The organism is Diaphorobacter caeni (assembly GCF_015354245.1).
In the GTDB taxonomy this organism is placed as follows: Bacteria; Pseudomonadota; Gammaproteobacteria; order Burkholderiales; family Burkholderiaceae_C; genus Diaphorobacter_A; species Diaphorobacter_A caeni.
On the sequence record NZ_JADKYZ010000001.1, the window covers coordinates 797,173 to 811,676 of the forward strand.

At 61.9% G+C, this 14,504-nt stretch carries 15 protein-coding genes; 8 read left to right on the top strand and 7 right to left on the bottom strand.

The features are described 5' to 3' along the window. Positions 1-72: 72 nt before the first annotated feature. From dnaJ to grpE, 3 genes are all read right to left on the bottom strand, one after another. Positions 73-1,215 carry a molecular chaperone DnaJ gene (dnaJ, locus tag ISG32_RS03485; RefSeq protein ID WP_194769596.1) on the bottom strand — a complete coding sequence of 381 codons (1,143 nt, stop codon included), beginning with the start codon at positions 1,213-1,215 and terminating at the stop codon, positions 73-75. A gap of 90 nt (positions 1,216-1,305) precedes the next feature. Next, positions 1,306-3,243, bottom strand: a complete 1,938-nt coding sequence (gene dnaK, locus ISG32_RS03490) for a molecular chaperone DnaK (RefSeq protein WP_194769597.1) — start codon at positions 3,241-3,243, stop codon at positions 1,306-1,308. 130 nt (positions 3,244-3,373) lie between these two features. After that, on the bottom strand, positions 3,374-3,934 hold the full coding sequence (gene grpE, locus ISG32_RS03495) for a nucleotide exchange factor GrpE (RefSeq protein ID WP_194769598.1): 561 nt from the start codon (positions 3,932-3,934) through the stop codon (positions 3,374-3,376). 224 nt (positions 3,935-4,158) lie between these two features. Here grpE and rpsF point away from each other — a divergent pair, with 224 nt between their 5' ends. The 6 genes from rpsF (at position 4,159) to ISG32_RS03525 (ending at position 8,203) form a co-directional block, all read left to right on the top strand. Next, on the top strand, positions 4,159-4,536 hold the full coding sequence (gene rpsF, locus ISG32_RS03500; RefSeq protein ID WP_194769599.1) for a 30S ribosomal protein S6: 378 nt from the start codon (positions 4,159-4,161) through the stop codon (positions 4,534-4,536). A gap of 33 nt (positions 4,537-4,569) precedes the next feature. Continuing rightward, positions 4,570-4,860, top strand: a complete 291-nt coding sequence (gene priB / locus ISG32_RS03505; protein ID WP_194769600.1) for a primosomal replication protein N — start codon at positions 4,570-4,572, stop codon at positions 4,858-4,860. 18 nt (positions 4,861-4,878) lie between these two features. Next, positions 4,879-5,160, top strand: a complete 282-nt coding sequence (gene rpsR, locus ISG32_RS03510; protein WP_166300042.1) for a 30S ribosomal protein S18 — start codon at positions 4,879-4,881, stop codon at positions 5,158-5,160. An 11-nt stretch (positions 5,161-5,171) separates the two neighbouring features. Next, a complete protein-coding gene (gene rplI / locus ISG32_RS03515) occupies positions 5,172-5,624 on the top strand; it encodes a 50S ribosomal protein L9 (protein ID WP_194769601.1) in 453 nt (150 codons plus the stop codon). A 378-nt stretch (positions 5,625-6,002) separates the two neighbouring features. Then, positions 6,003-7,418, top strand: a complete 1,416-nt coding sequence (gene dnaB, locus ISG32_RS03520; protein WP_194769735.1) for a replicative DNA helicase — start codon at positions 6,003-6,005, stop codon at positions 7,416-7,418. Between the two features lie 44 nt (positions 7,419-7,462). Next, a complete protein-coding gene (locus ISG32_RS03525; RefSeq protein ID WP_194769602.1) occupies positions 7,463-8,203 on the top strand; it encodes a DUF6348 family protein in 741 nt (246 codons plus the stop codon). 48 nt (positions 8,204-8,251) lie between these two features. Here the strand turns inward: ISG32_RS03525 and ISG32_RS03530 are convergent, their stop codons facing one another. The 4 genes from ISG32_RS03530 to ISG32_RS03545 form a co-directional block, all read right to left on the bottom strand. Beyond that, positions 8,252-8,671, bottom strand: a complete 420-nt coding sequence (locus tag ISG32_RS03530) for a hypothetical protein (protein WP_194769603.1) — start codon at positions 8,669-8,671, stop codon at positions 8,252-8,254. Positions 8,672-8,674: 3 nt separating this feature from the next. After that, positions 8,675-10,459, bottom strand: coding sequence for a PhoH family protein (locus ISG32_RS03535; RefSeq protein ID WP_194769604.1), 1,785 nt, complete (start codon positions 10,457-10,459; stop codon positions 8,675-8,677). 165 nt (positions 10,460-10,624) lie between these two features. Then, positions 10,625-11,113, bottom strand: coding sequence for a peroxiredoxin (locus ISG32_RS03540; protein ID WP_194769605.1), 489 nt, complete (start codon positions 11,111-11,113; stop codon positions 10,625-10,627). Between the two features lie 151 nt (positions 11,114-11,264). Next, positions 11,265-11,642 (bottom strand): Mth938-like domain-containing protein, encoded by a 378-nt coding sequence (locus ISG32_RS03545; RefSeq protein WP_194769606.1) that lies wholly within the window; start codon positions 11,640-11,642, stop codon positions 11,265-11,267. A gap of 144 nt (positions 11,643-11,786) precedes the next feature. On the opposite strand from ISG32_RS03545, the gene ISG32_RS03550 reads away from it, so the two are divergent. Continuing rightward, entirely contained in the window at positions 11,787-13,085 is a 1,299-nt protein-coding gene (locus ISG32_RS03550; RefSeq protein WP_194769607.1) for a pyridoxal phosphate-dependent aminotransferase, read from the top strand. A gap of 77 nt (positions 13,086-13,162) precedes the next feature. Next, positions 13,163-14,497 (top strand): homoserine dehydrogenase, encoded by a 1,335-nt coding sequence (locus ISG32_RS03555; RefSeq protein ID WP_194769608.1) that lies wholly within the window; start codon positions 13,163-13,165, stop codon positions 14,495-14,497. Positions 14,498-14,504 lie beyond the last annotated feature (7 nt).

Genomic DNA, 14,504 nt, shown 5'->3' on the forward strand with positions numbered 1-14,504 from the left:
GCGCCCCCATGAAAAAAGGCCGTGCCCTGCATCAACAGAGCACGGCCCTTGTGGCCGAGAGCGGTGTCGAGATCAGCTGAAGAGATTTTTCAGCTTGTCCGTCCACGTTTCGGTGGAGGGCGAGTGCTTGCTGCCGCCCTTTTTCAGTGATTCGTCGAAGTCCTTGAGCAGCTTGCGCTGGAACTCTGTGAGCTTGACGGGCGTCTCCACGACGATGTGGCAGTACAGGTCGCCGGGGTAGCTGGCGCGCACGCCCTTGATGCCCTTGCCGCGCAGGCGGAACTGCTTGCCGGCCTGAGTGCCTTCGGGAATGTCGATGGCGGCCTTGCCGGCCAGCGTCGGCACTTCGATCTCGCCGCCGAGCGCCGCGGTCGCGAAGCTCACGGGGACCTCGCAGTGCAGATCGTCACCGTCGCGCTCGAAGATGTCGTGCTTCTTCACGCGGATCTCGATGTACAGATCGCCCGGAGGGCCGCCGTTCGAGCCGGGCTCGCCGTTGCCGGTCGAGCGGATGCGCATGCCGTCGTCGATGCCGGCGGGGATCTTCACTTCCAGCGTCTTCTGCGACTTGATCTTGCCTTGGCCGTGGCACGAGGTGCAGGGCTCGGGGATGATCTTGCCGGTGCCGCGGCAGTGCGGGCACGCCTGCTGCACGGCAAAGAAGCCCTGGCGCATCTGCACCACGCCGGAGCCCTGGCAGGTGCCGCAGGTCTTGGGCTGGGTGCCGGGCTTGGCGCCGTTGCCGTGGCAGGTCTCGCACTCGTCCCAGGATGGGATGCGGATCTGCGCGTCCTTGCCGTTGGCGGCCTCTTCGAGCGTGATCTCCATCGCGTACGACAGGTCGTTGCCGCGATAGACCTGGCGGCCGCCGCGACCACCGCGCGCGCCGCCGCCACCACCGCCGAACATGTCGCCGAAGATGTCGCCGAAGGCTTCGGCAAATCCGCCAAAGCCTTCCGCTCCGGGGCCGCCGCGCATGTTGGGGTCGACCCCGGCGTGGCCGTACTGGTCGTAGGCGGCCCGTTTTTCTGAGACGCAGAGAATCTCGTAAGCCTCTTTGACTTCCTTGAACTTCTCTTCGGCGGCCTTGGCGGCATCACCCTGATTGCGGTCAGGGTGGTACTTCATCGCGAGCTTGCGATACGCCTTTTTGATTTCGTCGTCCGAGGCGTTCTTGGGAACGCCGAGGACCTCGTAGTAATCTCGTTTGGACATTTCGTCAGCAGGTAGTTGGAACACAAACGCCGCGCTGGCTCCTTGGGGGAACCGAGCGCGGCGGCTTGGCGGTCAGCGCGCTCTCGCGGCTTAACCCTTCTTGACTTCCTTGACCTCGGCGTCGACCACGTCGTCGTCCGCGGCTGCGGCACCGGCGGATGCACCACCGGCGGCGCCTGCTGCACCCGCAGCGCCAGCGGCAGCCGCTTGCTCGGCATACATCTTCTCGCCAAGCTTCTGGCTGGCTTCCATCAGGGCCGTGGTCTTGGCGTCGATCTCGGCCTTGTCTTCACCCTTGAGGGCTTCTTCCAGGGCCTTCACGGCGGCTTCGATCGCTTCCTTCTCGCCGGCATCCAGCTTGTCGCCGTGCTCGGACAGGCTCTTGGTCACGGAGTGCACTGCGGCTTCACCCTGATTGCGGGCCTGGACCAGTTCCAGCTTCTTCTTGTCGTCGGCCGCGTTCAGCTCGGCGTCCTTCACCATCTTCTGGATTTCCTCTTCGGAGATGCCCGAGTTGGCCTTGATGGTGATCTTGTTTTCCTTGCCGGTGGCCTTGTCCTTGGCGCCCACGTGCAGAATGCCGTTGGCGTCGATGTCGAAGCTCACCTCGATCTGTGGCGTGCCACGCGATGCTGGCGGAATGCCTTCGAGGTTGAATTCGCCCAGTGCCTTGTTGGCGCTGGCGATTTCACGCTCGCCCTGGAACACCTTGATCGTCACGGCCGGCTGGTTGTCTTCAGCGGTCGAGAAGGTCTGCGCGAACTTGGTCGGGATGGTCGTGTTCTTGGCGATCATCTTGGTCATCACGCCGCCCAGGGTTTCGATGCCCAGCGACAGAGGCGTCACGTCCAGCAGCAGCACGTCCTTGCGGTCACCCGAGAGCACCTGGCCCTGAATGGCGGCGCCCACGGCCACGGCTTCATCGGGGTTCACGTCCTTGCGGGGTTCCTTGCCGAAGAATTCCTTGACCTTGTCCTGCACCTTGGGCATGCGCGACATGCCGCCGACGAGAATCACGTCGTTGATGTCGGACACGCTGATGCCGGCATCCTTGATCGCGGTGCGGCAAGGAGCGATGGTGCGCTCGATCAGGTCGTCGACCAGGCTTTCCAGCTTGGCGCGGGTCAGCTTGATGTTCAGGTGCTTCGGACCCGATGCGTCGGCCGTGATGTAGGGCAGGTTGATGTCGGTCTGTGCGGAGTTCGACAGCTCGATCTTCGCCTTTTCGGCAGCTTCCTTCAGGCGTTGCAGCGCGAGCACGTCCTTGGACAGGTCCACGCCCTGATCCTTCTTGAACTCGTCGATGATGTAGCCGATGATGCGCTGGTCGAAGTCTTCGCCGCCGAGGAAGGTGTCGCCGTTGGTCGACAGCACTTCGAACTGCTTTTCGCCGTCCACGTCCGCGATTTCGATGATCGACACGTCGAACGTACCGCCACCCAGGTCATACACGGCGATCTTGCGGTCGGCCTTGTCGTGCTTGTCGAGGCCGAAGGCCAGAGCGGCTGCGGTAGGCTCGTTGATGATGCGCTTGACTTCGAGGCCCGCGATGCGGCCCGCATCCTTGGTGGCCTGACGCTGTGCGTCGTTGAAGTAGGCGGGCACCGTGATCACGGCTTCGGTGACGGGCTCGCCGAGGAAGTCTTCGGCGGTCTTCTTCATCTTGCGCAGCACTTCGGCGCTGATCTGAGGAGGAGCCAGCTTCTGGTCGCGCACCTGCACCCAGGCGTCGCCGTTGTCGGCCTTGACGATCTTGAAGGGCATCAGGTCGATGTCCTTCTGCACTTCCTTCTCGTCGAACTTGCGGCCGATCAGGCGCTTGGCGGCGAAGATGGTGTTCTTGGGGTTGGTCACGGCCTGACGCTTGGCCGATGCGCCGACGAGGATCTCGCCGTCTTCCTGGTAGGCAACGATGGAAGGCGTCGTGCGTGCGCCTTCGCTGTTCTCGATCACGCGAGTGCTGTTGCCGTCCATGATGGCAACGCAGCTGTTCGTGGTGCCGAGGTCAATGCCGATGATTCTTCCCATGTTGATTTCTCCGTATTCTGAAAGGTTGGTGTGTTTGGTTTGGATGTCCAGTTACTTGTGGATAAGTTGAAAACCTTCAAGTCACTGGATGCAAATATTTTCGTGTCGCTCTTGATTTGATAGCGATCGCTTACTTGGGTGCGGCAACCGTCACGAGAGCGGGGCGCAGCACGCGGTCGGCGATCAGATAACCCTTCTGCAGCACGCTCACGACGGTGTTGGCTTCCTGATCGGCTGGCACCATGCTGATGGCCTGATGGTGGTGCGGGTCGAACTTGGTGCCCGCGGCCGGGTTGATCGCGATCACCTTGTTGCGCTCCAGCGCGGTGGTGAGCTGGCGCAGCGTGGCGTCGGAGCCTTCGCGCAGCTGCTCGGCGGTGGCGTTGTGGATCGCGAGAGCCGCATCCAGGCTGTCCGCCACGGGCAACAGGCTTTCTGCGAAGTTCTCGATGCCGAACTTGCGGGCCTTGGCCACGTCTTCCTCGGTGCGGCGGCGCATGTTTTCCACGTCGGCCTTGGCGCGCAGGTACTGGTCGGCCAGATCGGCGCTTTTGGCCTTGAGTTCAGCCAGCTCCGCCTTGAGCGTGCTCAACTCGTCTTCGGACTGAGCCGCCTGCGCCGCTTCGATCTCTTCGGGAGACATGGTCGGGTCGATGGATTCGGCGGAGGGGTTGTACTTTTGTTCGGACATGTCGTTGTATTGTGAAATGAATGACAGTCCCCGGCAGTTGGGGGTGAACCCCGTATTTTCAATAGGGTTGAAGACCTGATTGGCGCAGACGCTCCAAAGGCCTGATTTTCTGACCGAGGCTGGACACGGATCAATTTTGACATTAGAATGCTGAGTTCCCTTGCCACACCGCTTTGACTAGACGCGGCGGGTGGTTGCAACAAAGCAATCCATAAGGAGTTTGCATGCGTCACTACGAAATCATCCTGTTGATCCACCCGGATCAAAGCGAGCAGGTTCCAGCAATGCTCGAGCGCTACAAGAGCATGATCACCCAAGGCGGTGGTCAGGTTCACCGCGTGGAAGATTGGGGCCGCCGTCAACTGGCGTACCTGATCAACAAGCTGGCCAAGGCTCACTACCTGTGCCTGAACATCGAAGCCGACCAGGCTGTGATGGCTGAACTGGAACACGCGTTCAAGTTCAACGACGCCGTTCTGCGTCACCTGACTGTTCAGAAGAAGAAGGCCGACACGGGCCCATCTTCGATGATGAAGACTGTGGAACGCGAAGAAGCGCGCAAGGCCAGCCAGGCTGAAGCTGCTGCTGCGAACGAGCGTTAATCAACCACAACGTTCATCCGACAGCCAGGAGGAGTGAAAAACCAGATTGCCTTGACGGCCTGCATCGCAGAGGTACAAGCCCTGCGCTACACGCCGGCCGGACTGCCCGCCCTTGATCTGCGACTCGAGCACGAATCGCAGCAGAAGGAAGCCGGAGTCCAGCGCGAAGTCAAGGCAGCCATCAAGGCGGTGGCGTTCGGAGCGCTCGCGGAGCGGCTCGCACGTCAGGCGCTGGGAAGCAGTTGGGAATTCAGCGGCTTTCTCGCCTCACCGCGCAATGGCAAAGGTGTGGTTTTTCACATCCAGGATATTCAACAGGATTAATTTTCAAGAGGCTCACAAATGGCCACGTTCAAGAAATTCAACAAGGACAAGCGTCCTAAGCGCAACACCCAGTCGCTGCTGTTCAAGCGCAAGCGCTTCTGCCGCTTCACCGTTGCCCACGTCGAAGAAATCGACTACAAGGATGTCGACACCCTGCGTGACTTCATCGCTGAAAACGGCAAGATCATCCCTGCACGTCTGACCGGCACCCGCGCCATCTATCAGCGTCAGCTCAACACCGCCATCAAGCGCGCCCGCTTCCTGGCCATGTTGCCTTACACCGACCAGCACAAGATCTAAGGAGCACGACAATGCAAATCATTCTGCTCGAAAAGGTTGTGAACCTGGGTAACCTCGGCGAAATCGTCAAGGTCAAGGACGGCTACGCTCGCAACTTCCTGATCCCCACCGGTCAGGCACGTCGCGCCACTGCTGCAAACAAGGCCGAGTTCGAAGCCAAGCGCGCCGAACTGGAAAAGGCTGCCGCTGAAAAGCTGGCCGCCGCTCAAGCCTCCGGCGAAAAGCTGGCTGGTCAGAACGTGAAGCTGACACAGAAGTCCGGCGTTGACGGTCGTCTGTTCGGTTCCGTGACCAACCAGGACATCGCTGAAGAACTGGGCCGCATGGGCTTTGCAGTTTCCAAGGCGCAAGTGCGCATGCCCAACGGTCCTATCAAGACCGTGAGCGACAGCACCGTGAACGTTGCACTGCACACAGACGTGGTCGTGGAAGTCAACGTGTCCGTCTACGGCGAACACGCTTAATTCGATTCTTTGAATTGAGTTGGAAGGCCGCCCCTTGGGGCGGCTTTTGTTTTTCTGGGTTTGCTTTTTGTGTGAAGCCTTTGGCTTCAATGGCTGGTCGTTTTGTGGTGCCAATACAGCCCCTCATGCGTTGTTGTGAGGCCTTGCCGTACCAGAGTACTGTCTGCGGCCACACGCCTAGCCTGAGGGGCTGTCTTGGCATTGTGGTTGTGGTTCTGGGACTCGCGACGCTTCTTGGGCTCACTCCGGCTGCGGGTGAGGGTATTTCTATCTCGGGTGCCTTTTCCAGTGCTCGGGTTATCCTCATCCTGTTGGCGATGACAAGCGTCGACTGAACCACTAGCATCGCCTGTTCGATTTCTGAAAGTGTCTGATCCGATGTCTGCCGACGTGCCTGATTTCCCCATCAACGACCCTGCGCTGTCCGTGGACCGCGAGGTGGCCAAGTTGCGGATTCCGCCGCATTCGGTGGAGGCGGAGTCGAGCGTGCTGGGCGGTCTGCTGCTGGACAACAACGCCTGGGATCGCGTGGGCGATCTGCTGGTGGACGGGGATTTTTACCGCAACGAGCATCGTCTGATCTTTTCGGCGATCGCCACGCTGGTCAATGGCAGCAAGCCGGCGGACGTGATCACGGTGTATGAGCAGTTGCAGAGCCTTGGCAAGTCCGAGGAAATCGGCGGGCTGCTGTATCTGAACACGCTCGCGCAGTATGTGCCGAGCGCGAGCAACATCCGGCGCTATGCGGAGATCGTGCGTGAGCGGTCGATTCTGCGCAAGCTGGTGACGGCGAGCGACGAGATTTCGACCAACGCGTTCAACCCGCTGGGCAAGCCGGTCAAGAACATTCTGGAAGAGGCCGAGCAGAAGATCTTCGCGATTGGCGAAGAGGGCTCGAAGATGAAGCAGGGCTTCCAGGCGCTGGGCACGCTGGTGGTCGATCTGCTCGACGACATCCAGGAAAAAGCCGACAACCCGATGGATGTGACCGGCATTCCCACCGGGTTTGCCGATCTCGATCGCATGACCAGCGGACTGCAGGCGGGCGACATGATCGTGCTCGCGGCGCGTCCTTCCATGGGCAAGACCTCGTTCGCGGTGAACATCGCCGAGCATGTGGCGCTCAACGAAGGTCTGCCGGTCGCCATCTTCTCGATGGAAATGGGCGCGGCCCAACTGGCGGTGCGTATCGTCGGCTCCATCGGTCGCGTGAACCAGGGCAATCTGCGTACCGGCAAGCTGACCGACGAGGAGTGGCCACGCCTGACCGAGGCCATCGAGAAGCTGCGCACGGTGTCGCTGCACATCGATGAAACGCCGGGTCTGACGCCCATCGAGCTGCGGGCGAACGCGCGGCGTCTGGCGCGCCAGTGCGGCAAGCTGGGCCTGATCGTGGTCGACTACCTGCAGTTGATGAGCGGCTCGGGTTCGGCGAGCGCCGACAACCGCGCCACCGAACTCGGCGAAATTTCCCGGGGCCTGAAGATGCTGGCCAAGGAGCTGCAGTGCCCGGTGATCGCGCTCTCGCAGCTCAACCGCTCGGTGGAACAGCGCACCGACAAGCGCCCCATGATGTCCGACCTGCGCGAATCGGGCGCCATCGAGCAGGATGCCGACATCATCATGTTCATCTACCGCGATGACTACTACAACAAGGACTCCAAGGAGCCCAACGTCGCCGAGGTCATCATCGGCAAGCAGCGTAACGGCCCGACCGGCACGGTGAAGCTGTTCTTCCAGAAGAACCAGACGCGCTTCGAGAATCTCGCGATGGGGTCGGGCGACGAGTATTGAGTCGAGCCCGAAGGGGTGGCGACATTGCTGAGGAACGTACGGGCATGAGTTCGAGCATCGACATCGAAAGCGGCGGCGCAGACGAAGACGGGATTCCGCTGGCGCTGCGGATGCTGTCGGCGCTGCTTGAGGCGCATGGTGTGACGGGGCCATTCGTGCGCGACTGGATTCTGCCGTTCGAGCGGCAGCCGTGCATCACGGCCGACTGGCTGCGCCGCGATCCTCTGATGGGCACGCTGGCCATCGTGGTCCATCTGGAGGACGGGCGCGAAGTCGTTGAAGTCTTTCCGGGTATCGGCGCTGAAGATCGCGAAGCGATTGGATATGCGCTCGAGTCGTTTGCAAGCGGCGCGCTGCATGAAATGCTGGCGGCGATCTGGAACGTCCGTGAGGAGTACGAGGACGAAGATGCGGAAACTGAGGTCGACGACGCTGAACGCTGGCGCATCAATGGGCATGACTACGAGTTGTTCGAAGGCCCTTGGCAGGTGCGAGGCGAGCGGCTGAGAAGCGCTGAACTGTGGGATCGCCTGAAAGCCGCAGTGGAGGCGCTGCCGCTTGATGCCGACCTGCACTGGTTTCGTGTGTTCGTTGGTGGAAAGGCGGGTGATTTCTCGTTCGAGGCGCTCAAGGACAGCGAGCCTTGGCCCGAAGGTGAGGCGCTCTTGCGCTCACTCGACTGGGAACATGGCGATGCATACGGCAGCATCCGCCATTTTCTGATGCTCCGAAAGTGCGGTGCGGGTGATGCGTCGCACCAAGAAAAAAGCACTCTCCCGCATTGAGTGCGGGGAGTGCTTTGATGGCGGAGCGATTCAGCGCTGTGGCGGATTTCAGCCCCTGGAGGCGCTGATCGCCAGGTAGATCACCACACCCAAAGACACCGTGCCGAGCGCGGCGCATGCCCAGACGAGGCGCTGCGCGCCGACGCGTAGCGCGCTGACCGTGGCCACCAGCTGTGCGTTCTGTTCGGCCAGCTTTTCGATGATGTCGAGCGATTGATGCTGTGATTGCTCGAGCAGTTCGATGCGGCCCTGCAGGTGCTGGACCTGCTGCAGCGCGAGTTCACCCGAAGAGGTCGGCGGCGAGAGTCGCTCGGCGGAAGCTGCGGCCGCAGCCGCTTGCTTCCCGCGCTGTTCGTCGGCGTCCTTCTTTCGGACCAGTCCCTTGGCGGCTCTGATGACCTGAGGCGCGGCTTCGATGACCTCGCCCCAGGGCACCAGCTTGAGTGCCGCGATCCATGGAATCGCCATGCCTTACAGCACTTCGCTCGCAAAATCCGCCAGCCGCGAACGCTCGCCGCGCGCCAGCGTGATGTGGCCGCTGTGTGGCCAGCCCTTGAACTTGTCGACGGCGTAGGTCAGGCCCGAAGAGCCCTCGGTCAGGTATGGGGTGTCAATCTGTGCAAGGTTGCCCATGCAGATGATCTTGGTGCCGGGGCCCGCGCGGGTGATCAGCGTCTTCATCTGCTTGGGCGTCAGATTCTGCGCCTCGTCGATGATCACGTACTTGTTGAGGAAGGTGCGGCCACGCATGAAGTTCATGCTCTTGATCTTGATGCGGCTGCGGATCAGCTCGTTGGTGGCCTGACGGCCCCATTCTCCGGGATTGCCGCCGTCACCCTTGGCGAGGAACTCGAGGTTGTCGTCGAGCGCACCCATCCACGGGCCCATCTTTTCCTCTTCGGTGCCGGGCAGGAAGCCGATGTCCTCGCCCACGCTTACGGTGGCGCGCGTCATGATGATCTCGGTGTAGCGGCGCTCGTCGAGCACCTGCGTGAGACCGGCGGCCAGCGCCATCAGCGTCTTGCCGGTGCCGGCGGTGCCGGTGAGCGTGACGAAGTCGACTTCCGGGTCCATGAGCAGGTTCATCGCGAAGTTCTGCTCGCGGTTGCGGGTGTTCACGCCCCAGACAGCGTTCTTCTGCGAGCCGTAGTCCTTGAGCGTTTCCAGCACGGCGGTCTTGTCGCGGATTTCCGTGACGCGCGCGTACATGCTGGGCTCGCCAGGCGCTTCGAAGTACACGAACTGGTTGATCATCATCTGCGCGACCTGCGCGCTCGTTACGCGGTAGAGGGTGTGCGCGCCGCTCTGCCAGCTCTCGACGTTCTTGCCGGCCTTGGACCAGAAGTCCGCGGACAGGGCGAGCACGCCGGAGTACAGCAGGTCACCGTCTTCCAGCGTCTTGTCGTTCTGATAGTCCTCGGCATCGAGGCCCAGCGCGCGCGCCTTCACGCGCATGTTGATGTCCTTGGACACCAGCACCACCTCGCGCGGCGCGTATTGCTGGCGCAGAGCCTCGACGACGCCGAGGATCTGGTTGTCCGCCTTGCCCTGAGGCAGGCTGGACGGCAGCGAGTAGTCGAGCGGCGAGGTCTGGAAGTAAAGCTTGCCGTTGGCGGCCTTCTGGCCGGTCGCGTTGAGCTGCAGGCCGAGCGCGATGTCTTCGCCATCGGCGGCGGCAAGGGCGTCCAGCGTGCGGCTGACCTGACGCCCGTTGCGCGCGACTTCGGTCATGCCCTTCTTGTGCGCGTCGAGTTCTTCCAGCACGATCATCGGCAGGAAGATGTCGTGTTCCTCGAAGCGGAACAGCGAGGTCGGATCGTGCAGCAGCACATTGGTGTCGAGCACGAACATCTTCTTCGGGCCGACACTGCGCGCCGCGCGCGACTTGCCCTTGCTGGTGGTCGCGATGCTGGCGGAGGAGGCGGGCTTGGCGGCGACGCGCTCAGGAGCGGGTGCGGGCTGCCGCGCGGTGATGGGCTCACTCTTGGCGGGCGCCGACTTGGCGGTTGACTTCGCGGTGGTCTTGGTCGGCGTGCGCTTGGGGGGGGCGCCGGCACTGGCGCTGGCGCGCGATGAACCGGATGCGGTCTTGCGGGCCTTGGCGCTCACTGGTGCAGGTGCGGGAGCGTCAAAGGTGTCAACCATTGTCTCCGCAGTGGTTTCTGTCTCGTTTGCGCTCGCGGATGTGGCGCTTTGGCGAAAGGCTTCGGGGGAGAGCAGCGCCGCGCGCTTGGTCGGTGCAGGTGGCAGGGGCATGGTGCTTAAAGCCTCGCTAACAAAGGAACTCAGGGAACTTCAGGAAAGCAAAAAGCCGCCAGGAAACCCGGGCGGCTTTCGAATCTGGAGTGCGCGTTGCTGAAAATCAATGGCATTGATCCATTATGCACACTCGCTGTGATGCTTTGACACAAGCGTTGGATTTCACGCCGCTTTCTTGTCCTGCACCTTGATGGCCTTGACGGCCTTCAGCACTTCGTCCACGTGACCGGGCACCTTCAGACCGCGCCACTCCTGGAGCAGCAGGCCGTCGGGGCCGACGAGGAAGGTCGAGCGCTCGATGCCCTTGACCTTCTTGCCGTACATGATCTTGTTCTTGACCACGCCGAACATGTGGCACATCTTCTCTTCGGTGTCCGCGATCAGCTCGAACGGCAGTTCCAGCTTTTCCTTGAAGTCGTCGTGCGACTTCATGTTGTCGCGCGACACGCCGAACACCGCGGCACCCGCCTTGACAAAATCTTTGTACTTGTCGCGGAATTGCATGGCTTCCGTGGTACAACCGGGCGTATTGTCCTTGGGGTAGAAATACAGGATCAGAATCTGGCCCAAGTGCGAAGCGTTGGATACCTTGATTCCGCCAGTCGCGTTGGCCTCAAATTCGGGAAGGGGTTTGTTGACAACGATCGCCATGGCACTTCAATCTCTCTATGTAGTCGTTGAAAAGTCGGGAGCATTGGGTTTCTTATTGCTCTTGTGGAAAGTCCCCCGACGACAACCCATGATTTTACCCTGATTCGCTCATTTTTGCCAGCTATCAAGAATGCCGTGCGATTGGGTTGATCTATTGTTGTTTTTCCAGTATCAGAGCCGCGATCACGTGGCGGCCTTCCCCGGCCAGAATGTTGTACGTACGACAGGCGGCCTGGGTGTTCATGGACTCCACGCCGAGTCGTTTTTCCATGAGCGGCGCCAGCCATGCCGGGGGCGGAAACCGGTTCTTCTGACCGCTGCCGAAGATCACCACTTCAGGGCCAAGGTCTGCCAGCTGAGCGAAGTGTTCGGGGGTCAGGTCCTCAAAACGGTCGCAGTTCCATTCAATGCGCTCGCCGCGTGATCCCACGATCACGCTTCGGGTGAACTCCTCCTTGTCGATCGATACCCAGCCGGGGCCGTAGCCGCTGATGGTCTGGACGTCAAAGCGGTCGGCATGCAGTTTCATTGGGGACTCTCACGATCGGATATGCGCGCACGATGGGCAAATAAAGGTTTTGCGAGTCACGGCGCTGGGGGAACTGTGCTTAAATTATAGGTTTCGCCGGGGTGCGGGCGCATCCGGGTGCCATTTCAGCCTTTATTTTTTGCCATGAAACCCGTCCTCAAATCTGCCAAGTTAGCCAACGTCTGCTATGACATCCGCGGGCCGATCATGGACGCGGCGAAGAAAATGGAGGAAGACGGCCAGAAGATCATCAAGCTCAACATCGGCAATCTGGCCGTGTTCGGGTTTGATGCGCCTGAGGAAATCCAGCAGGACATGATCCGCAACCTGCCCACCTCGGCAGGCTACTCCGACAGCAAGGGCATCTTCGCCGCACGCAAGGCGGTGATGCATGAGACTCAGAAGCAAGGCATCACGGGCGTGACGCTGGATGACATTTATCTGGGCAATGGCGCGTCCGAGCTGATCAGTCTCGCAACCAATGCGCTGCTGGACGACGGCGACGAACTGCTGCTGCCCGCGCCGGACTATCCGCTGTGGACGGCGGTGACCAGCCTCTCCGGCGGCACGCCCGTGCACTACATGTGCGACGAGAGCAATGGCTGGATGCCCGACATTGAGGACATCCGCCGCAAGGTCACTCCGCGCACCAAGGGCATCGTGGTGATCAACCCGAACAACCCGACCGGCGCGCTCTACAGCACGCAGCTGCTGCAGCAGATCGTCGAGATCGCGCGCGAGAACGGCCTCGTGATCTTCGCCGACGAGGTCTATGACAAGGTGCTCTACGACGACGCCAAGCACACCCCGCTCGGCAGCCTGTCGCACGACGTGCTGACGCTGACCTTCAATTCGCTCTCGAAGGCCTACCGCAGCTGCGGCTACCGCGCGGGCTGGATGGTGGTCTCGGGCGACAAGAAGGCCGCCAAGGACTACATCGAGGGCCTGAACATGCTCTCCAACATGCGCCTGTGCGCCAACGTGCCCGGCCAGTGGGCGGTGCAGACGGCGCTCGGCGGTCACCAGAGCATCAATGAACTGATCTGCGAAGGCGGCCGCCTGCGCATCCAGCGCGATCTGGCGTGGGAGCTGATCAACGCGATTCCCGGCGTGTCGTGCGTGAAGCCTCAGGGCGCGCTCTACATGTTCCCGCGCCTCGACCCCGAGGTCTATCCGATCAAGGACGATCAGGAATTCTTCCTCGAGGTGCTGCAGGAAACCAAGGTCATGCTGGTGCAGGGCACGGGCTTCAACTGGCCGCATCCCGACCATTTCCGCATCGTCTTCCTGCCGCACGAGGCCGATCTGCGCGCGGCCATCGGCCGACTGGCGACTTTCCTCGCGAAGTACCGCCAGCGCCACGGCACCGACAAGCCGCGCAGCGTGGCTGCGGCAGCCGCCCCGGCCAAGGCCGCCAAGGGCGCCAAGGAACAGGCCGCCTGATTTTCTTTTTCCCTTACTGCGCGCGCACCCGGTTCGCGTGGCGCGCGCAGCCCTTTTGACTGACTGAAAACTCGTATATGAAACCGATCCAGGTAGGCCTGTTGGGCATTGGCACTGTGGGCAGTGGCACATTCACCGTGCTGCAGCGCAATCAAGATGAGATCCGCCGCCGCGCGGGTCGTGGCATTGAGATTTCCATGGTGGCCGATCTGGACACGGCACGCGCCAAGGCAGTCGTGGGCGACGCGGCCAAGGTGGTGGGTGATGCGCGCGAGATCATCGCCAACCCCGACATCGACGTGGTCGTCGAGCTGATCGGCGGCTACGGCATCGCCAAGGCGCTGGTGCTCGAGGCGATCGCCGCAGGCAAGCATGTGGTCACCGCCAACAAGGCGCTGCTGGCCGTGCACGGCACCGAGATCTTCAAGGCGGCTGCCGAGAAGGGCGTGATCGTGGCCTACGAAGCGGCCGTGGCCGGTGGCATTCCGATCATCAAGGCGCTGCGCGAAGGCCTGACCGCCAACCAGATCCAGTGGGTGGCCGGCATCATCAACGGCACGACCAACTTCATCCTCTCCGAGATGCGCGACAAGGGCCTCGACTTCGACGTGGTGCTCAAGGAAGCGCAGCGTCTTGGCTATGCCGAGGCCGACCCGACCTTCGACATCGAAGGCGTGGACGCCGCGCACAAGGCCACGCTGATGAGCGCGATCGCGTTCGGCATTCCGGTGCAGTTCGACAAGGCCTACGTGGAAGGCATCACCAAGCTGTCGACGGCCGACATCAAGTACGCCGAGCAACTGGGCTATCGCATCAAGCTGCTGGGCATCACCAAGCGCACGGACAAGGGCATCGAGCTGCGCGTGCACCCGTCGCTGGTTCCGGCCAAGCGCCTGATCGCCAATGTCGAAGGCGCGATGAACGCCGTCGTCGTCAACGGTGACGCCGTGGGCACGACGCTGTACTACGGCAAGGGCGCTGGCTCCGAGCCGACCGCGTCCGCCGTGGTGGCCGATCTGGTCGACATCGCGCGTCTGCACGACGCCGATCCCGCACACCGCGTGCCGCCGCTCGCGTTCCAGTCGAGCTCGCTGGCCGCCGCCGGTGGCGAACTGCCGGTGCTGCCGATGGCCGACGTGGTCACGAGCTACTACCTGCGCATCCGCGTGTCCGACGAGGCGGGCGTTCTCGCCAAGATCACCGGCATTCTGGCGAACGCGGGCATCAGCATCGACGCGGTGCTGCAGCGCGAGGCCGATGAAGTCGGCGGTGAAGGTTCGACCCAGACCGACCTGATCATCCTCACGCACGACACGCGCGAAGGCGACATGGACCGCGCGCTGGCCGAGATCCAGGGCCTGCCGACCGTGCTGGCTCCGATCAATCGCATCCGCAAGGAAGAACTGAACTGAGGCAGGA